The sequence below is a fragment of the Natronoarchaeum rubrum genome, assembly GCF_024494695.1.
Genome location: NZ_JANHDP010000002.1, coordinates 357,939 through 376,912, shown reverse-complemented (window position 1 = coordinate 376,912; position 18,974 = coordinate 357,939). Strand labels below are relative to the sequence as shown.

Genomic DNA, 18,974 nt, shown 5'->3' with positions numbered 1-18,974 from the left:
TTTAGGCAACCCTAAACCATATGGGAGAATCGCACGCGTCGGCCACGCAGGCCGCGACCCGGGAACGGCAGGGGTGGTTTACGCCGACGCTCGTCATATTCTGTCTGGCGTGTACGGCGCTCACGGTGATCGGCGGCCTCGTGCAGGTATCGTTCGGCTCGTACTCGATGACGATCGTTCAGGCCTGGAAGACGGTGTTCGACCCGAACGTCGTGTTCAATCTCCACGCCTGGAACGCGTTCCTGCTCGGCGGCGAGCTGCCGGAGATGAGCACCGCCAGCGTCGTCGTCTGGAACCTCCGGCTCCCCCGGGTGTTCGTCGGCATCATCGCCGGCGCGACGCTCGCGGTCTCGGGAGCGATCTTCCAGGCCGTGACGCGCAACGAACTTGCGAGCCCGTTCGTGCTCGGCGTGAGCTCGGGGGCCGGTTTCACGGTGCTGCTGACGCTCGTGGTGTTCAGCGGGCTGGCGCCGTTCCTGCCGTTTCTCGCGGCGGCGGGCGGGGCCATCGCGTTCCTGATCGTGTACGCCATCGCCTGGAAGGGCGGAACGAGCCCGGTGCGGCTCGTGCTGGCGGGCGTGATCGTCAACATGGTGTTCCAGTCGCTCCAGAACGCGCTGTTTTTCTTCGCCGACGATCTGGGCGTCGTCCAGACGGCGATCGCCTGGACGACCGGCTCGCTCACCGGAACGGGGTGGGAGGAGGTGCGGATCGCGATCCTGCCGGCGATCTTCGCGATCGTCGTGGCGCTGGCGGGCGCCCGTCAGCTCAACGTCTTGTTGCTGGGCGAGCGCACCGCCCAGTCGCTGGGGATGCGCGTCGAGCGCGTCCGATTCCTGCTGTCCGGCGTCGCCATCCTCGCGGCCAGCGCCGCCATCTCGGTGGCCGGCATCGTCGGCTTCTTCGGCCTCGTCGTTCCCCACATCGTCCGGAACGTCGTCGGGAGCGACTACCGCCGGCTGATGATCGGCTGCCTGTTCGCCGGGCCGGCGCTGATGGTCGTCGCCGACGTCGGCGCGCGGCTATTCTTCCAGGTCGTGGCGAACTCGCCCAAGCAGATGCCGGTCGGCGTCGTCACCGGGCTGATCGGCGGGCCGTACTTCCTGTACCTGATGCGGAAACAGCAATCCATGGGTGAACTCTGATGACGCGAACCGACGCCGACGCGAAGTCCGAGGAGATCGAACGGGATCACATCACCGACGGCGACGGCGCGGTCGTCGACAGCGCGCTGGTGGGCGACGGGCTCGAACTGAGCTACCCGACCAGCGACGGCACGGTCGTCGACTGCGCGCGCCTCGACGTGCCGGAGGGCGAAGTCACGGCGCTGGTCGGTCCCAACGGCAGCGGCAAGAGCACGCTCCTGAAAGCGCTCTCGGACCACCTCGCGCCGGACGCCGGCGACGTGTTGATCCGCGGGAAGGACATCGACGCGTTCAGCAAGAAGGAACTGGCCCGGGAGATGGGCGTGCTCTCCCAGGAGAACGACTCGCTGGAGAGCATCACCGTTGAGGATCTGGCCTACCACGGGCGCTATCCTCACCGAGGCTTCTTCGATGAGACCACTGCGGAGGACCACGAGGCGGTCGAGAGCGCGCTCGATATGGCGGGCGTCGAGCATCTCCGGGACGCCGAACTCGGGCAGCTCAGCGGCGGCCAGAAGCAACTCGCCTGGATCGCGATGGTGCTGGCGCAGGACACCGACGTCCTCCTGCTCGACGAGCCGACGACGTTCCTCGACCTCTATCACCAGTTCCGGGTGCTGGAGACGGTGCGGCAGCTCAACGAGCAACAGGGCGTGACCGTCGCGGTCGTGCTCCACGACATCGCGCAGGCCGCCCGCTTCGCGGACTACCTCGTCGCGATGAACGACGGCGAACTGTACGACTGGGGGCCGCCGGAGGAGGTCGTGACCGAACAGCTGCTCGCGGACGTGTTCGGCGTCGAAGCGACCGTCGAGCACGAGCCGGAGCTGCAGGTGCTGCCCCACCGCGCGCTGCCCAACGAGCACTAACGGCCCGGCGGCTCGCCGACAGGCTTTTAGGTCCGCCAAAAGATCGGAACTCTTTTAGCTATTTAGGCGTGCCTAAACACTGATGACCGACGGACGAAGCTCGACGCGACGCGACGTACTGCAAGTCGGCGCGGCTGCCGGAATCGCCGCGGCGGCCGGCTGTCTGTCCACCGGGGAATCCGACGATGATACCGAGGTCACACACACGGTGACGATGCCGCCGGTCGGCGAGGTCGAGTTCACCGGCGTCCCCGAGGTCTGGGCCGCCAACAACGGCAGCTGGGCTGACATGGGGATCGCCCTGGGTCAAGATCCGCCGAGATCGGCGTGGCTCCCCAGCCGATACCACACCCAGTACTACGACGAGATCCCCGGCCTCAGCGTCGACAAGAGCGACATGGTGCGACTGTCCGACGACGGCGTCTCGGCCGAGAAGTTCCACGAGATCGGCGCCGATCTTCACGTCATCGACCCGAACTTCCTGACGGGCCGGTGGTCCGACAGCTGGAGCATGGAGGACATCGAGGAGATCGAGGAGACGACCGGCGGTCCCTTCTTCGGCAACAGCATCTTCTCGACGGGCTACGGCTGGCACGAATCGTATCCGTATCTCTCGCTGTACGAGGCCTTCGAGAAGCTCTCGGAGGTGTTCCAGGAACAGGAACGCTACGAGGCGTTCGCCGAGCACCACGAGCAGTTCCAGTCGAACGTCGCCGACGTGGTCCCGCCGGAGGGCGAGCGGCCCGCCGTCGCGATCATGTGGGCCGCGGGGAACGACCCCGACGCGTTCTCGCCGTACCTGATCGGCGAGGGAACGAGCTTCAAGCAGTGGCGCGACCTGGAGGTTCGGGACGCCTTCGCAGAGACGAACGTGCGGGACTTCCACGAGACTCGCGGTCAGGTCGACTACGAGACGCTGCTGGAGATCGACCCGGACGTCCTGCTGTTCCGCGGCCACGAAACCCAGACCGAAGAGGAGTTCCAGAACACGCTGGTCGCGAACATGGAGGCCAACGACACCGCCCAGAAGCTAACCGCCGTCCAGAACGGCGACGTCTACCGCGGCGGCCCGCTGTACCAGGGCCCGATCACGAACATGGTCGTGACCGAGCGCGCCGCCGGGCAGCTCTACGATGTCGAGGACGAGCTGTACGATCGCGAGCGCGTCGCCGAGATCGTCGCCGGAGACTTCTAGCTCGGCGTCCGCGGTCGATCGGTGTCCGCCACGATCGCGCCGAGCGACGGGCTCGGACCGCCGGTCGACGGCGGATCGCATCGGAACGCTTTTGAATTTTTAGGCCAGCCTAAAAACCATGGTTGAACGATCCGGCACGACGAGACGCAACGTACTGACGACCGCCGCTGCCGCCGCAGCCGGCGGGATGGCCGGCTGTACGACGTACGGCGATTCGAGCGACGACGACGCGGACGGCGCGTACTCGGTAACGATGGAGCCCGTCGGCACCGTCGAGTTCGACGCGGTGCCCGAGACGTGGTTCCCCTACACCGGCGATTACGCGGACATGGGCGTCGCGCTCGGGCAGGCCGACGGCCTCACCGCGATCGGGATCCGGCAACGGTTCGGCTCGCACCACTACGACGAGCTTCCGGGAGTCTCGGTGGACAAGAGCGAGCTCACCCAGCTCTGGCAGGACGGCACCGATCAGGAGGTGTTCTACGAACTCGACGCCGACGTTCACCTGATCGACCCGAACTTCATGATCAACCGGATCCAGTGGTCCCAGGAGGACGTCGGCGACGTCGAATCGGACGTCGGGCCGTTCTTCGGCAACACGATCTTCTCGGGGAGTTACTCCTGGCACGACTACCAGCGGTACACGCTGTACGAAGCCTTCGAAAAGGTCGCGGAGATGTTCCAGGAACAGGAGCGCTACGAGGCGTTCGCGGAGCTACACGATGAGTTCCGCTCGACGCTCCAGTCCCGGCTCCCCGAGGAGACGCCGAGCGTCGCCGTGCTGTTCCCGAAGTCGGTCCCGCCGGAGGCGTTCTACCCCTACGTCATCAACGAGGGCACCCAGTCCAAGCACTGGAACGACCTGAACGTCGGGCGCGCGCTGGCCCAGAGCGACGTCGCCGACTTCCACGCGAGCCGCGGGACGATCGACTACGAGACGCTGCTGGAAGTCGATCCCGACGTGATCGCCATCCGCCAGCAGGGTCGGGTCACCGAGGAGAGCTTCCGAGAGACCTTCGTCTCGCACATGCGCAACCACGACGTTGCGAGCGAACTCCGGGCGGTCCAGAACGACCGCGTCATCTACGGCGGCATGACCTACCAGGGTCCGATCATCAACCTGTTCCAGACCGAACGGGCAGCCCAGGACCTCTATCCCGACGAGTTCGGCGACGAGCAGCTGTTCGACCGCGAGCGCGTCGCCGAGATCGTCAAGGGAGAGCTATGAGTACGGAGAACGACGAGGACGTCGACGCGGCGAGCGACGCCGAAGCCGAGGCGAACGACGCCGAGGTCGACGCGACGCGCGACGTCGTCGTGATCGGCGGCGGGCCGGCGGGCTGCTCGGCGGCCGTGTTCGCGGCCCGGTACGGCCTCGATACGGTGGTCTTCGATCGCGGGCCGGCGGCGCTGCGCCGGTGCGCGTACCTCGAAAACTACCTCGGCTTCCCGGCGGGGATCGACGTGGACACCTTCCACGAGTTGATGCACGAGCACGTCGACCGGGCGGGCTGTCGGCTTCGCCGCGAGCTGGTCGAAGCCGTCGAGCGGGCGGAGGGTGATACCTCGGCGCCGGACGACGCCCGGTTCGTCGTCGAGACCGACGAGGGGCGCCGCGTCGCCGCGGCGTACGTCATCGCCGCGGCGTGGTACGACGGCTCCTACCTCCGCCCGCTGGACGACGACGCGATGTTCGAGGAGCACGAACACCACGGCGAACTGGAGGAGCGGTTCGATCCGGAGTACCCCGACGCGGACGGTCGGACGCCGTTCGAGGGGCTGTACGTGGCCTCGCCCGCGGGCAACCGGAGCGCCCAGGCGATCGTCGCGGCGGGCAACGGCGCCCACGTCGCGCGCTGTCTGCTCGAGGACCACCGCATCGCGCAGGGGTATCCCGAGGGCGTCGCGACGGAGTACGACTGGCTGCGACAGGACGGCGAGTTCTCCGGCGAGTGGGCCGACCGGGACCGCTGGCGCGAGTGGTTCGAGAACGAGATCGAGGACGATCACGGCCTGAACGACGAGCGACTGGAAGAACTGCGAGAGCGCTACATCGACCGCGCGTTCGAGACGCGCCTCACGGACGCCGAAGCCCAGTCGCGAGCGGACGGCGGCGTCGAGCGACTAGTCGAGGTGCTTGGGCCCGAGCACGTGCTCGACGCCGTCGACGACGCGACGATCGAGGAGTACACCGAGGAAAGTCCGGACGCGCGGTGAAGCGTCGGGACGGTCGACCACACTTACAGGCCGCCCGCCGAGCCCCGCCAGCCGTCTGCGCGCTCGAACGCTTCGATCTCTCGTTCGAGGTCGATCCTCGCCATGCCGTAGTACCGCTCCCGGCCGGCCGGCGTCTTGCAGCGCAGGATCGCCGTGTCGGGCGTCGCCTCGAAGATCGTGACGACGCGCCCGCTGGCGTGTTCCCACTCGCCGAGCGTCGCCGTGTCATCGGTGTTCCGCTCGCCGAGCCGCCAGCTCATCGGGTTAGCCGTGTCCAGCGAGATCGGGAGGGGTCGGCCGAGGGTGCAGCGTCCGTTCGGGGCCGATACGCGTTGCGACATACGTTCACGTATCGGTCCACTCATTATATTCGTGATGGTTCGGCGTCGAGCTAGGCGCGGGTCGTCGTGCCGGTATCCACTGCGCCGACTCGGCCGTGCTCGTCGACGCCGCTGCGAACGCACGTCGCAGTCTCTACGCGGTCGCGTTGCCCGCGCCGAGGTCGCTCGCGCTGTGAAGAAACACGTCGAGGTCGACGTGGGACTCCCGACCGGCGCGCTGGGCGGCCTCCGGGTCCGAACAGACGCGAACGTAGTCGGTCAGCAGCGTTCGCGGGGTGGCGCCGAACGCCCCCTCGTACCGGTCGCCCATCTCGACGGTGGTCGTCGCGCTGTATGGCGCGCCGCAGTTGGGGCAGGAGTCGGTCATACGGATGGACTAGCCGCTCGGGCTACTTTTGGATGACGCCGGTGAACGCTCGTCGAGTCTGCGTTCGCTCGCGCTCAGTAGGATGCCACCGGTGAAAGAGGCGAAAGAAGCGCGAAAACGAGATCGAGGGCTCGGCTGAGAGCCTCAGCGGTCGAGTGAATACGATCTTCCCTCGATCAGTACGGTGATTCCACGATTGATCCGGAAGACGTCATGTCAATTCAAACGAAGTTTTATTAGTGGAAGTGGAGTAGGTGAAATATGGACGGCGATAGCGGAGGCGACATTAGCGGGACTGTCACGGGCGGAACTGACATGGGCCGAACTGGCATGGGCGACGTGAGCGGAAACGGCGGGAGAGAAAATGGTCGTGTCGACGGCAATCACGAGGATCCAGGGGCCGCAGCCCTCGAGTCGATGGGTTACACGGTCGATGGCGGAACTGGGCCGGACAGGAGCGGCGGAGATACGGATTCCGGAACCTCAGGTCTCGTCCTCATCCTCTACGGTATCGTCTTTCTCATCGCGCTCGTCCTGCTGGCATCTACATTTCTTTGATAGTACGGCGCAACAGCTAACGGACGTCGAGTGAAAGAGACGTAAAATACGTCCGCCACATCCTCTCAACAGGGGCAGATCGAACGGTCGCCGACACTCAGTCGTCGGCCGTGACGGCGGTCTGCGACGAGGCGGGGTCGGTCATCGCGAGCACGTCGTCGAAGAAGTCGAGCGAGTCGTTCGGGCCCGGGTTGGCCTCGGGGTGGTACTGGCGCGTGATGATGTCGAGTTCGTCGTTGTCGAGCCCCTCGGGTGTGTCGTCGTTGACGTTGAACTGGGTGACCTCCAGCGTCTCGCCGGGCTCGTCGACGGTGTAGCCGTGGTTCTGCGTCGTCATGACGACCTGATTGGTGCGGACGTCCATGACGGGCTGGTTGACGCCGCGGTGGCCGAAGTCCATCTTCTCGGTGGTGCCGCCCAGCGCCTCGGCGACGATCTGCTGGCCGAGACAGATGCCCGCGAGGGGGACCTCGCCGGCGAAGTGGTCGACCAGATCGATCGTGGCCTCGAAGTTCGCGGGGTCGCCGGGGCCGTTCGAGATGAACAGAACGTCGGTGTCGTAGCTCTCGACGTCCTCGACGCTCGCGTCGTGGGGCAGCACGTCGACGTCGGCGCCGCGCTCGTTCAGCGAGTCGACGATCGAGCCCTTCGCGCCGCAGTCGATCAGCGTGACCGAGGCGTCGACGCCGTCGTCGGCGCCCGCGTGGTGTTCGGGCTCGTCGACGCTGACCTGCGCGCCGATCTCGGTGTGGTCGCTCATCCCCTTGCAGCCGTCAAGCTCGTCGAGCGCGTCCTGCTCGGTGACGTCCTCGCCGACGACGATACCGCACTTCATGGCGCCGCCCTCGCGGATGTCGGTCACGAGGTCGCGGGTGTCGAGGTGGTCGACCGCGGGCGTGTCTTCCTCGTCGAGCCACTCGACGACCTCGTCGGTGAGCTCGCGGGCGACGACGGCGTTGGGGTGGACCCGGTCGGACTCGAAGCGGTCCTCCCGGACGCCGTAGTTGCCGATCAGCGGGTACGAGAAGGTCAGGACCTGTTCCTCGTAGGAGGGGTCGGTCAGGCTCTCCTCGTAGCCCGTGTACGCCGTCGTGAAAACGAGTTCGCCGCGTGTACTTCCCGGAACGCGACCACGGGCTTCGACCACGTGACCGCCCTCGAGCGCTACGTAGGCATCCATCGTTACGATATGCGTATGGCGTTCCCGTGCATAAAGCTTGCTTTCGAAGCGAAGTTACGAATTTCGTAACGGGTAAGTGGACCCCCGACGTAGGCTCGGCCATCCAATGGACGAGCTCGACCAACAGATTCTGGACGTGTTGCGGCGGGACGCCCGGACGCCGTACACCGAGATCGCAGAGCAGGTCGGGACCTCCGAGGGCACCGTCAGAAATCGCGTCGAGCGGATGACCGAGGACGGCGTCATCGACCGTTTCACCGTCTCGACCCGGACGGGCAACGTCAAGGCGATGGTCGAGGTCAGCGTCGCGGTCGACGTCGACACGACCGCGGTGTCCGCGCGGATGGCCGAGTGGCAGCTCGTCGACTTCGTCTGGCAGGTCAGCGGCGAGGAGGACGTCGTGCTGATCGTCGACGCCGCCGACACGCAGGCGCTCAACGAGCTGATCACCAAGTCCCGCGAGCTCGAAGACGTCGTGAGCACGAAGACGCGGCTGATTCTGGACGAGCAGCGTTGACCGCGGTGCGTAACATCGACTTTCGGCGGTTCTCACTCCTCGGGCGGGACGCCGAACCCCGGCGTCGTCACCTCCGGGCGCTCGAAGTGGCCTTTCCGGCCGTGGACGAACCGGTACCCCTTGCGGATCGCCCGCTGGGGGAGCCACTCGTCGACGCGAGCCTCGACTCGGCCGTCCCGGATCGCCGCGACGACGCTCTCGACCGTGAGCTCCTCGGCGTCGATCGCGGTGTGGGCCCGCCCGACCTCGATCGGGTAGTGCGCGTCGCTCCCGCCCACGAGCGGCAGGTCCAGATCGTCGGCGAGATCGCGCACCCAGTCGCTGGTCCGGGGGTGCTTGCCGTTGATCTCGACGGCGTCGAACCCGGCGTCGGCTTCGCGCAGGCTGCTGTCGCGGAACGGATGCGCCAGGATCGCAGCGCAGTCCCGTTCGTGGGCCAGTTCGACGGTCTCGGTCGGCGTGAGCTCGCCCGGTTCGGTCTCGGCGGGCGGGTCCGAGCCGACGACCAGCACGTGGCCGTCGCTGGTCGTCACCTCGATGCCCGGTAGCACCGACACGGAGTTTCGATCCTCGAAGTGCGTGTAGTAGTCGTGATTCGTGGTCGCCAGTCCGTCGAGTCCTCGCCTGGCAGCCATCCGCGCGAGCAGTTCGACGCCGACCGGGTCGAACAGGTCGCCGAGGCGTCGCCGTCCGTGGAAGAAGCGCGTGTGCGAGTGGAGATCGACCGCGAACATACGTCAGATACGACGTCGAGAGGGTTGTGAGTTGGGCCTAACCATCGGCCGTCGGCGATCGACGGCTCGTCGCGGCGTCGGCGTCGAGCACGACCGAGCGGTGACGGACCGGCCCCGCCGCGTCGGGCAGCTACTCCTCGGGATCCGCCAACAGGTCGTCCTCGTACGCGGCGACCGCCGCGACGACGGCGTCGGCGTCCTCTCGAGGAACGTCGAACGCGTCGAGGCTCTCGTACAGCAACGCGACCGCGCGCTCGATGTGCTCGGGCTCGAACGGGACGTGGCTGTGCGCTTCGTGGATCGGCGCAGCGTCGTAGCTCTCGGGGCCACCCGCCGCTTCGCAGAGGAAGTCGGTCTGCGTTCGCCGCAGCGATGCCAGATCTGCGCCCTCGAAGAAGGGGCCCAGCAGTTCGTCGGCGACGAGCCGATCGTAGAAGTCGTCGACGACGGCCGCGATCCCGTCTCGCTCACCCAACCGCTCGTATAGGGTGCCGTCTGCCATACCGTGGCTTGGCACGGAGCGTATATAGGCTCGCCGAGAGACGGCGGTCGCCGCATCGTCAGCGAAGACTACCGTTTGGTGTCGCCGCGCTGTCACCGCTGCAGGTACTCGCTGGCCAGCCACGGGAAGACGTCCTCGCCGAAGTGGACGGCCGCGACGACGACGATCGGGCCGAAAAACAGCCCCCACCAGCCGAACGTCAGCGCCCCGAGGAAGTAGCCCAGCATCACGAGGCCGATGTGGAGCGTGTTCCGCCCGGAGAGGTACGGCCGGATCACGATGTCGGGGATCGTGTCGACGATGACGGCCGAAACCGCCAGAAATGCGACCGGATGCCAGACCGGCGTCGCCGTCGTCACGGCGAGAGCTCCGAGATAGACGGCGTAGGGGAGGTACACGATTTTCATCCCGACGACCGGAATGAGGGTCCCGATCCCGATGAGCGCGCCGAGCAACACCGGCGTCCCGACGACCGCTCTGGTCGGCGCGATCAGGTTGAAGCCGAAGTAGATGATCGACGCCTGGATCGCCGTGAACACGATAAAGGCGAGGTTGTTGAAAAAGACCGTTTCGAGGTCGTCGTCGACCCCCACCACGAACGAGACGATCCGGTCGTCGCGGTCGACGGCCTCGACGAACCAGTTCCGGAGCTTGTGGCCGTCCCGGAGCAGGTAAAACAGGAAGATCAGCATCAGCACGGTTCTGGTGAGCAGCCCCAGCAACACCCCGACAACGCCCGCGAATCGGGTCGCCAGATCACGGAGCGCGGCGCCGGCGGTCGCGCCCTGCAGGCCGCCCTGACCGGTGAGCGCGTCCCGTATCTGCTGGATCTCGCCCTGCCGGGCGTACTCGAGGTACGGCTGGACGTAGGGGCGGAGCGCGGAGAGGACGCCGCCCGAGAGAAGCCGATCGACCTCGTTCAACAGCAGGAACCCAGCGTAGCCGACCACGAGCAGCAGCGGTACCACGAGCACGAGCAGCGTCAGCGCGACGGCGACGTTCGGATGCTCGATATACGCCTCGATCCGGCGGTAGATCGGCCTGACAGCGTAGTAGATGAAGATCGCCGACACGAGGGCGCCGATGTAGCTGTACAGCGCGATGCCGACCAGCGCCGCCAGCGCGATGCCGATCGCCGCCCAGAGAACGTTCTCCGCGTCGTGGTCGCCCATGACGCTCATACGGGACGTTCGAAGACCGACGGGAAAAACCGCCGGCACGGTTGGAAACTGCACCGGACCACAGCGGCCGTCGTCGTCGCGGCGCCCGCGGCGTCGTCCGTCACGGGGCCAGTTTTCACCGCACACCGCGAAAGGTGCGTATGGTTAGCGCATACGCGATGATCGATGTCGGCGAGGGCGCCTCGTCGGAACTGTGCGAGCGGATCCGGACGTTCGACGGCGTCAGCGAGGCCCACGTCGTCGCCGGCGACTTCGACATCGTCGTCGAACTCCAAGGAAAGCGCCCCTACGACCTCCAGCACGTCCTGACCGCCCGGATACGACCGCTGGACGGCGTCGGCACGACGCGGACGTACGTCTGTCTGGAGTGAGCGATCCCCGTTCCCATCGGGGCGTGTCGACGTAGCGAGTCAGGGCACGCGCGGCGTCGAGACGCCGAACCGGGACACGCCCAGCGCGCACAGAGCGGGCGGCTCGTCGTCGAACCGCGCCGAGCCACAGCACTCCGATCGGAACTCGCGACAGCGGTGCAACTCCCGCGATCGGCGCTGCCGTCGGGTCGTGTATCTCCGATATATTGGGAAACACTTATTCCATATTGGAAAGCTTGCTTTACACGAAATGGGACTGACGTACCGCACCAAGCTGTACGCCAGCATCGGACTGATGATCCTCGGCGTCGCGGCGCTGACGGTCGGCGCCGATATCGCGCCCGATCCCGCGCTCGGAAACTCCGTCGCGATCGGCGGCGGCGCCGTCGTGACCGTCGCCGGCGTGTGGGGGTTCCGCATCGCGGAGAAGCAAAACGGGTTCGACGAGCGGTTCCTCAAGATCAGCCTTCGCGGCGCCGCGATCTCGCTGTGGGCGTTCTACTGGGCCGTCTCGGTCGCCGGAGCGCTCGATCTCGGCAGCGGCGTCGCGACGCCGGTGCTCGACCCGCTGACGTGGCTGATGCCCGTTCCGTTCGTGGTGTTTTTCGTCACCGTCTCGTACTACGAGCGGATCATGTGAACGATGAAAAACGATCTCAAAGTCTGGCGCGCGAAAGCGGACGTGACCCAGGCGGAGCTGTCCGACGCCGTCGACGTCTCCAGACAGACGATCAACGCCATCGAGCGCGGACGCTACGATCCGAGCCTCGAACTCGCCTTCGAGCTGGCGATCTACTTCGAGTGCGACATCGAAGACATCTTCGAGTACGACCCCGACTGAGCGCGGCCCGGACACGCCGGGCTGCGTCGGCGGCGGCGACGGTGCGCCGATGATGACCTTGAAGACGCCAGAGGCCGACGTTCGCGTATGGACCTGCGAGAGATCGTCGACGATCGGAGCCGACTCGTCCGCACGCTAGCCGCCGGCGCCCTGGCGGTCGTCGCTGCCGGGTCGCTCCGGAACGGGAAGCGACTGCGCGGCGCGCTGGCGGGCGTCGGCGCGGTCGTGCTGGGCTACCAGGCGATCGAGAGCGGCGACGAACTGACCGAACTCGACGTCGACGCGGTCGGAGCGAGCGACGAGGAAGCGGACTCGACCGAGGACGACGCGACCGACGAAGACGTGAAGCTACGCTGTGCGGCTTGCGGCGAGCCGATCGTCACCGGGCAGGCCCGCGGCCCGAACGCGAACGACGAGATCGTCCACGAGGCCTGCGAGGAAGCGGCGGCGTGAGCGACGCGCGTCACAGGCACACGAACCGTTCGGTGGCGATTACCCGGTCCGTTCGACTCGGCGTGTTCGTTCGATAGGTCACGGAGACACGCCGTCTGCGAGATTGACGGAGGACGGCGACACTGAGACCAAGTCACCGTCGGGGGCTCCCGGGAGTCGAGTTCGAACAGTTTTTCGATTGTCAAAACCAACCGACGTTTAGTTTCCATACGTTTGCCGAATCGCCCATGTATGGTTTTTATGTTCTTCCAACCCTTGCTCGTTAGCAGTATGGTTGCCGAACCGAGAGTATCACGAGGAGAGATTGTTGATCCGACATCTCGTCGTATCGGCTGGTCGTCCCGACGCGAGGACCGTCGTTGATGCACGGGATCATTCTGAAGACGCTCAAGGATTACATCGTCGAGCAGTACGACACCGAGACGTGGGAGGACGTGCAGGGCCGGGCAGGGAGAGAAGGCGAAATGTACGTCGCGGTCACGACCTACGACGAGGAAGTTACCGTCGAGTTGCTGGAGGCGACGCTCGACGTCACCGACACCTCGATGAAGACGTTCATGTACAACTGGGGCGAGTGGATCATCGAGCCCCTGGTCGACATCTACGGGAGCGCGTACGTCGAACCCCACTGGGACGGGTTCGACCTGCTGTCCCAGATCGAGGCGATCCACACGCAGCTGCGACAGCGGCGAATGGGCGAGATGACGCCGCCGGTGTTGCAGATCGAGGAGATCCAGGAAGGGACGCTGAAAATCGTCTACGGCTCGCAGCGACAGTGGTGCCAGTGGATCCCCGGGCTCATCGAGGGCGTCGGTGACTACTACGACGAGGAGTACCGGTACAACGAACACAGTTGCATGCTCGACGGCGACGACCGGTGTACGTTCAGCGTCCAGCGGGTCTCGAACTCGGGACCGACGGGGCAGACGGGTGACTGAGATGGGCACGAACACCGACGCCGACGCGAGCGCCGACGCTGGCGGGACCGCGCTGGGGACGCTCGGTCTCGGAATCGCGAGCGTGCTCGGCGGCGGCGTCGTCCTCGCCGGCGCGCTCGTCGGGACGGGCAACGCCGATCCCGCCGTCGCCGCCGCCGGCGCGGCCGGCGTCCTCGCCAGCACCGTCGTCGGGACGGCGCTGTCCGGGCGGCGCGCCAGCAACGACGCCGGCGACCGCGACGCGTTCCGGACGGCGCTCGAAACCCGGAGCGCGGGAGAGCAACTCGACGAGGAATGGAGCGCGCCGGCGTTCGAGCTGGCGGCCAGCGAGTTCAACGACCGCGTGCGCGAGGCGTCGACCCTGCGGGAGCAGGCCGACGAGCTCGAAGCCGAGCTCGCGACGCTGCGGCGTCAGGCCGAGGAGCGCGACGCCGTCGCCGCCGACGTCGAGCGATGCGTCGAGCGGGTGACCCGCGAGGACGATTACACCGTCCGCGTCGACGAGGAGTGGTCCGACGAGACGGCCCGCGCGACGGCCGCATCGGTGAACGCGCTGCTCGACGAGGTGTCGGCCACGCTGACGGACATCCGCGGCTTCGCCGACGAAGTCGCCGCCTACAGCCACGAGGTGACGCTCTCGACGCAGGAGGTCAGCGAGGGGGCGGACCGCGTCCACGGGATGCTCACCGAAATCTCCGAGGAGTCGAACACCCAGGCCGCCGAACTCGAACACGCCACCCAGGAGGTCGGCGACCTCTCGGCGACGGTCAAGGAGATGTCGATCTCGACGGCCGAAGTCGCCGACATCGCCGAGCGGACCGCCGAAGTCGGCCGCGAGGGCCGCGACGCCGCGACCGACGCGATCGATGCCATGGGCGAGATCCAGACCGAGTCCGCCGAGACCGTCGACGCGCTCGAACAGCTCGAAGCCGAAGTCACCCAGATCGACGAGCTGGTCGAGGCGATCCGAGAGATCGCCGAAGAGACGAACCTGCTCGCGCTGAACGCCAACATCGAGGCGTCGCGCACCGGCGGCGAAGAGGAAGGCTTCGCAGTCGTCGCCACCCAGATCAAGGAGCTGGCGGAGAACTCCAAGCAGGCGGCCGACGAGGTCGAGGAGCGCCTCGACAACATCCGGTCCCAGACCGAACTGACCGTCGACGAAGCCGAGCAGACGAGCGAGCGGATCGCCCAGCAGACCGCCTCCGTCGAGGACGCGGTCGACTCGCTGGAGGAGATCGCCCGGGCGGCGGCCCAGACTAACGCCGGCGTTCAGGCGATCAACGAAACGACCGAACAGCAGGCCGACTCGGTCGGCGAAGTGCTCGAGACGGTGCAGAATGCGACCGAGGTTTCCTCGACGACGGCCGACGAGGCCGAGCGCGCGGCGACCTCCGCCGAATCCCAGTCCGTCGCGCTCTCCCGCGTGAACGAGAGCATCGACCAACTCGCGGACCAAGCCGACGAACTCAGCGAGACGCTCGAATCCGTCGAGGTCGACGCTGAGGGCGAGCAGGCGATGCCGACAGACGCCGCGTGAAGATCGAGCGGTCCCGTTTTGATCGAATTAGGAGGCTCCACAGCGACCATACGGAGCGAAGCTCCCAAAGGGAGCTGATATGACGACTACCTCGCCACGGATTTGAACGCAGTGCAAAACTCGCTGCGCCCGAGGCCGCCGGCTGTGACTCTCCCGAACCGGCTCTGTGACCAGTTAGCGCGCCGTGATGGTCCGCCCGGAAGCGAGTTGAACGACCCTCGCATATCGCTGGAACCGCGGTACTATTCGATGCTGATGAAAGCAGTAGTTGCCCCTCGATCCGCTATAGTCTAGTAAAGGAATATATCTAAGGACGCGGGCTGTCCAATACTTTAGTATCGCAGGGTCTATTGGAAGTCGTTAATGTCCTCCATCGAGGCTCTTCACGACAGATATCGGAGTTTCATTTCCGACCAGAGGTGGCGTCGAGATAACGACACTCGATCGGAAGTCTCCGAGTGTATCTCGGAGTTGGTCGCAGAGCATTTAGACGAGAACGCGAACCACAGAGAAGAGATATCGTTCATATTCGAGTCATTTGAAGACCGCGTTCATCCGGAGCTAGTTGCAGATGCTATTGACTGCAGTATCAGCTACGTCCGTAGGTTCGATTATAATCCGGAGTCCGGCCGAGCCTTCGAGAGAAAGTGGTCGAAGCAAAACCAGAACTCGAAAGTGTCTCCGGGGCAGCGCGATCGAATCCTCCGACGAGACAACAATCGTTGCCCCAGATGCCAGACAAGTTCCCCACTAGAAGTTCATCACATCATACCTGTCTCCCGAGGAGGCACAAAAGATGATGGCAATCTTGTTACGCTTTGTGAGAACTGCCACACCGCGGCTCACGGTGGCTCAAAAACAACCTCGGATACCGTCTATAGTGACAAAGAGGGATTCCGTGACTGGGTAACAGCCGAACCACATCCTGCAGAGACAGTGGTTGGCCAAAGCTCTCTATCGGATTACAGAGAATAGTGGTCTCTGTCGAGGGGTGTGAACTACGCCCGGAAATACTCGCTGCGCTGCGCGTTCCCGGTCTAGTTCAAACCCGCTCGTGAGGATTTTCACTGCTCACTTTGTTCGCCGGAGCGGCAAGCCGCTCCGAGCCGTCGCTCACATAGTTCGCGACGACGCAGGAAAATGCCGCCTCCCGGATTTGAACCGGGGACAGCTCGATCTTCAGTCGAGTGCTCTCCCAGTCTGAGCTAAGGCGGCCCGCCGCGTGGCGTACTCCCTACTCGGTCGATGGGAGAAAAAAGGATTTCGATACGGCGCCGACGCCGTACCGTGGTACGGCGCCCCATTCGAGCCGGCAGTCAGCCTTTTGACGCCGAAGCACGTCAGCACTCCACATGGGAGAGCGCGCCTGTCACCTCGTGATCTGCGAGGAGTGCGACGCGACGGCACACGTACGGGACGATCGGTGTTCCGATTGCGGCGCCGAACTCGACGAGTAGTCACTCCTCGTCGGACTCGTCGTCGCGATCGCCCTCCAGCAGGACGTCGCCGATCTTGCGCTCGGCGGTGCGGATGTGCTGGGAGAACGTCGCCGGCGCGACGCCGAGCGTGTCGGCGATCTCCTCGCCGCTGTTCTCGCGAGGCCACTCGAAAAAGCCCGAGAAGTACGCCGCCTCCAGCGCGGTGCGTTGCTTCTCGGTGAGTTCCTCGAACACGCTGCTGCGGAACTCGCCGGTCGTCACGGCGTCCTGTTCGGTCGTGCGCTGGGCGACCAGTTCGGCGTCGGGGTACTGCTCGCGGACGGCTTCGAGGATCGACCGGACGTCGGCGTCGGGCGGCAGTTCGACGGTGGCGTGGAACTCGCCGTCGCGGACGGTGCCCGAGCGGACGCGGCCGCCGAACGCCGCGACCGTGCTCGTGAGCGGTGGCGCCGTCTGGGAGACCTCGACCTGGTGGTCGGACCCGCTCTCCTCGGGGCCGAGCAGCGAGACGCGGTCGATGCTGTCGACGCGGTCGGCGAGCTCCCGGACCGCGTCGGCGTCGATCCCCTCGACCGTGAGATACTGGAGGAACTCGTCTTCGCCGGCGGGCAGCGTCCGGTCGACGGCGATCGAGCAGTCCCGCTCCTCGGTGGCGGCGGCCAGCGGCGATTCGAGTTCGGGGATCCGAAACTCCAACTCCGTCAGCACGTCGCCCATCAGCGTCTTCTTGCGCTGGAACGCGTTGAACGCGTGGCCCAGCACGTCGCCGAGCGTGTCGAGGATCTCGCTCTCGCGGTCCTCGAACGCGTCCGTTCGCTCGGAGTAGACGGTCAGGACGCCGTACACCGATCCGCGGTGGGTGATCGGGATCGACGCCAGCGACCGGAAGCCGCGGTCGAGCGCCGCCTCGCGCCAGGGCTCGACTGACGCCTCGGTCGCGATGTCGCCGACGATCTGTGGCTCGCTGGTGCGCACGGCCGTCCCCGCCGGTCCCGTTCCGGTCTCCGTCTCGTCGGCGGTGATCGTCACCTCGTCGAGGTAGCCGTCCCCGTCGCCGGCGAACGTCGAGGGGGAGATCGTGCGCGTACCGCGGTCGACGTCGCCGATCCACGCGAGCGCGTAGGAGTCGGACTCGACTAACCGCTCGCAGACCCGTCGTTCCATCTCCTCGCGCGTCGGCGTCTCGATCACCGAGACGGTGATATCCTCCAGCACGCGGTGGAGCTGGTTGATCGCGGCCAGTCGCTCGCGCTGGCGTTCCAGTTGGCGCTTTCGCTCCTTGCGCTCGGTCGTGTCCCGGAGCACGCCCGCGGTGCCGGCGAACTCCTCGCCGGCGTCGTCCGACAGCGTCGAAAAGCGCAGCTCCGCGGGGAATCGGTCGCCGTCGGCGGTCTCGACGTCCGCCTCCATCGTCGCGACGTCGCGGGTCCCCGAGAGCAGTTCCGAGCGGAGTCGCTCGGAGTCGGTCATGGCGTCGGCGTCGGTCAGCGTCGAGATGTGGGCGCCCAGCAGTTCGTCCCTCTCGTAGCCGGTCAGCTCCCCGAGCGCTCCGTTGATCGTTCGGAAGCAGAAACTCTCGTCGAGGACGTAGGCGCCGTCGGGGATCGTCTCCAGCAGCGTCTCGTACTCGCGAAGCTCCTGACGGCGCTCGACCCGGTCGGTGATCTCGGTGATGAACCCCTCCAGTGCGACCACCTCGTCGTCCTCGGAGACGCCACAGCCCTTGTCCCAGACCCACTTGATCGTCCCCGCGTCGGTCCGGATGCGGTAGGTGAGCTCGTAGTGATCGCCGTCTCGGAGGCGCTCGCTGATCGTCTCGCGGACGTCCTCGCGGTCGTCGGGGTGGACGACGTCGTCCAGCCAGTCGACGCCGTCCTCGATCGCCGCGGCGTCGTAGCCGGTCAGTTGCTCGCACTCACCCTGAACCAGCGCCATGGTGCGCGGCGGGACGTCTTCGCTTCGGTAGACGAACCCGGGCAAGTTGTCGATCAGCCGCGCGAGACGCCGCTCGCGGTCCTCGAGAGCCGTCTCTGCCCGGTGTTTCTCGACGGCGTTCAGGATTCGATTGGCCAGAACGGCGGGCTGTTCCTCGGCCAGCGTCGTCGGCACGTAGTCGGTGACGCCCGCCGAGATCGCCTCGCTGGCGAGTTCCTCGGTGCCCCCGCCGGCGTAGAGAAACACGGGCATCGACGGATAGGTCTCGCGGATCGCGTACAGCACGGTGACGCCGTCGGTGTCGGGCAGCGCCTCGGCGCAGACGACGCAGTCGACGTCTCGATCGGCGACGATCGACTGGGCGCGCTCGCCGCTGGTGGCCGTCGTCACCGCGAACGCGGGCTGGGCGTCCCGCAGCCCGTCGGCCGTCGATTCGACGGACTCCGATCGACCCACGAGCAACACTTGCGGCCGTGCGTCGTCGGTGACTGACTGAACCGTGACGGTATCCATTACGATCACTTACGAAAGCCGAAACAAAAGGCGTTTTCTACCACTCAAATTCACCAAAATATCTGCATAGTTGCGCGACAGCTCCGCGAGCTGTAATATTCTCTCGAAACAGGGGCTCGTCGGCGGCCGGGTCGGGGC

The 18,974-nt window shown here is 66.1% G+C and carries 21 protein-coding genes and 1 tRNA gene; 14 read left to right on the top strand and 8 right to left on the bottom strand.

Going from position 1 to position 18,974, the window contains the following annotated elements:
* Positions 1–20: 20 nt before the first annotated feature.
* From NO931_RS06070 to NO931_RS06050, 5 genes are all read left to right on the top strand, one after another.
* Positions 21–1,145, top strand: coding sequence for a FecCD family ABC transporter permease (locus tag NO931_RS06070; protein ID WP_256391740.1), 1,125 nt, complete (start codon positions 21–23; stop codon positions 1,143–1,145).
* Positions 1,145–2,014, top strand: coding sequence for an ABC transporter ATP-binding protein (locus tag NO931_RS06065; protein WP_256391739.1), 870 nt, complete (start codon positions 1,145–1,147; stop codon positions 2,012–2,014). The genes NO931_RS06070 and NO931_RS06065 overlap by 1 nt, the downstream gene beginning before the upstream one ends.
* A gap of 82 nt (positions 2,015–2,096) precedes the next feature.
* Complete coding sequence (locus NO931_RS06060) at positions 2,097–3,209, top strand: ABC transporter substrate-binding protein (protein WP_256391738.1); 1,113 nt, start codon at positions 2,097–2,099, stop codon at positions 3,207–3,209.
* Between the two features lie 118 nt (positions 3,210–3,327).
* A complete protein-coding gene (locus NO931_RS06055) occupies positions 3,328–4,437 on the top strand; it encodes an ABC transporter substrate-binding protein (RefSeq protein WP_256391737.1) in 1,110 nt (369 codons plus the stop codon).
* Positions 4,434–5,426, top strand: coding sequence for an NAD(P)/FAD-dependent oxidoreductase (locus tag NO931_RS06050; RefSeq protein WP_256391736.1), 993 nt, complete (start codon positions 4,434–4,436; stop codon positions 5,424–5,426). Before NO931_RS06055 ends, NO931_RS06050 begins: the two co-directional genes overlap by 4 nt.
* Before the next feature lie 23 nt (positions 5,427–5,449).
* Here NO931_RS06050 and NO931_RS06045 read toward each other — a convergent pair whose 3' ends face one another.
* Both NO931_RS06045 and NO931_RS06040 read right to left on the bottom strand, forming a co-directional pair.
* Positions 5,450–5,767, bottom strand: coding sequence for a hypothetical protein (locus NO931_RS06045; protein ID WP_256391735.1), 318 nt, complete (start codon positions 5,765–5,767; stop codon positions 5,450–5,452).
* 133 nt (positions 5,768–5,900) lie between these two features.
* A complete protein-coding gene (locus tag NO931_RS06040) occupies positions 5,901–6,134 on the bottom strand; it encodes a hypothetical protein (protein WP_256391734.1) in 234 nt (77 codons plus the stop codon).
* Between the two features lie 261 nt (positions 6,135–6,395).
* Here NO931_RS06040 and NO931_RS06035 point away from each other — a divergent pair, with 261 nt between their 5' ends.
* Positions 6,396–6,692: a hypothetical protein gene (locus NO931_RS06035; protein ID WP_256391733.1), complete on the top strand. Its 297-nt coding sequence runs from the start codon at positions 6,396–6,398 to the stop codon at positions 6,690–6,692.
* A gap of 97 nt (positions 6,693–6,789) precedes the next feature.
* Here the strand turns inward: NO931_RS06035 and carA are convergent, their stop codons facing one another.
* Positions 6,790–7,872, bottom strand: coding sequence for a glutamine-hydrolyzing carbamoyl-phosphate synthase small subunit (gene carA, locus NO931_RS06030; RefSeq protein WP_256391732.1), 1,083 nt, complete (start codon positions 7,870–7,872; stop codon positions 6,790–6,792).
* A gap of 106 nt (positions 7,873–7,978) precedes the next feature.
* Between carA and NO931_RS06025 the strand changes: the two genes are divergently transcribed.
* Entirely contained in the window at positions 7,979–8,389 is a 411-nt protein-coding gene (locus NO931_RS06025; protein ID WP_256391731.1) for an Lrp/AsnC family transcriptional regulator, read from the top strand.
* A gap of 32 nt (positions 8,390–8,421) precedes the next feature.
* Here the strand turns inward: NO931_RS06025 and NO931_RS06020 are convergent, their stop codons facing one another.
* The 3 genes from NO931_RS06020 to NO931_RS06010 all read right to left on the bottom strand — a co-directional run bounded on the left by NO931_RS06020 (position 8,422) and on the right by NO931_RS06010 (position 10,806).
* The gene (locus NO931_RS06020) at positions 8,422–9,123 is read right to left on the bottom strand and encodes a CehA/McbA family metallohydrolase (RefSeq protein ID WP_256391730.1); all 702 of its coding nucleotides are present in this window, start codon (positions 9,121–9,123) and stop codon (positions 8,422–8,424) included.
* Between the two features lie 130 nt (positions 9,124–9,253).
* The gene (locus NO931_RS06015; RefSeq protein WP_256391729.1) at positions 9,254–9,625 is read right to left on the bottom strand and encodes a truncated hemoglobin; all 372 of its coding nucleotides are present in this window, start codon (positions 9,623–9,625) and stop codon (positions 9,254–9,256) included.
* 92 nt (positions 9,626–9,717) lie between these two features.
* The gene (locus tag NO931_RS06010) at positions 9,718–10,806 is read right to left on the bottom strand and encodes an AI-2E family transporter (protein ID WP_256391727.1); all 1,089 of its coding nucleotides are present in this window, start codon (positions 10,804–10,806) and stop codon (positions 9,718–9,720) included.
* Between the two features lie 140 nt (positions 10,807–10,946).
* Between NO931_RS06010 and NO931_RS06005 the strand changes: the two genes are divergently transcribed.
* The 7 genes from NO931_RS06005 to NO931_RS20810 all read left to right on the top strand — a co-directional run bounded on the left by NO931_RS06005 (position 10,947) and on the right by NO931_RS20810 (position 15,924).
* A complete protein-coding gene (locus NO931_RS06005) occupies positions 10,947–11,177 on the top strand; it encodes an Lrp/AsnC family transcriptional regulator (protein WP_256391726.1) in 231 nt (76 codons plus the stop codon).
* Between the two features lie 250 nt (positions 11,178–11,427).
* Positions 11,428–11,817 carry a hypothetical protein gene (locus NO931_RS06000; RefSeq protein WP_256391725.1) on the top strand — a complete coding sequence of 130 codons (390 nt, stop codon included), beginning with the start codon at positions 11,428–11,430 and terminating at the stop codon, positions 11,815–11,817.
* 3 nt (positions 11,818–11,820) lie between these two features.
* Positions 11,821–12,018 (top strand): helix-turn-helix transcriptional regulator, encoded by a 198-nt coding sequence (locus NO931_RS05995; RefSeq protein ID WP_256391724.1) that lies wholly within the window; start codon positions 11,821–11,823, stop codon positions 12,016–12,018.
* Between the two features lie 87 nt (positions 12,019–12,105).
* A complete protein-coding gene (locus NO931_RS05990) occupies positions 12,106–12,471 on the top strand; it encodes a DUF2892 domain-containing protein (RefSeq protein ID WP_256391723.1) in 366 nt (121 codons plus the stop codon).
* A 362-nt stretch (positions 12,472–12,833) separates the two neighbouring features.
* Positions 12,834–13,409 carry a heme NO-binding domain-containing protein gene (locus tag NO931_RS05985; RefSeq protein WP_256391722.1) on the top strand — a complete coding sequence of 192 codons (576 nt, stop codon included), beginning with the start codon at positions 12,834–12,836 and terminating at the stop codon, positions 13,407–13,409.
* A gap of 1 nt (position 13,410) precedes the next feature.
* Complete coding sequence (locus tag NO931_RS05980; protein WP_256392045.1) at positions 13,411–14,949, top strand: methyl-accepting chemotaxis protein; 1,539 nt, start codon at positions 13,411–13,413, stop codon at positions 14,947–14,949.
* Positions 14,950–15,312: 363 nt separating this feature from the next.
* On the top strand, positions 15,313–15,924 hold the full coding sequence (locus NO931_RS20810) for an HNH endonuclease (protein WP_375142034.1): 612 nt from the start codon (positions 15,313–15,315) through the stop codon (positions 15,922–15,924).
* Between the two features lie 166 nt (positions 15,925–16,090).
* Here the strand turns inward: NO931_RS20810 and NO931_RS05975 are convergent.
* A tRNA-Phe gene (locus NO931_RS05975) sits at positions 16,091–16,164 on the bottom strand.
* 242 nt (positions 16,165–16,406) lie between these two features.
* The gene (locus tag NO931_RS05970; protein WP_256391721.1) at positions 16,407–18,836 is read right to left on the bottom strand and encodes a bacterio-opsin activator domain-containing protein; all 2,430 of its coding nucleotides are present in this window, start codon (positions 18,834–18,836) and stop codon (positions 16,407–16,409) included.
* Positions 18,837–18,974 lie beyond the last annotated feature (138 nt).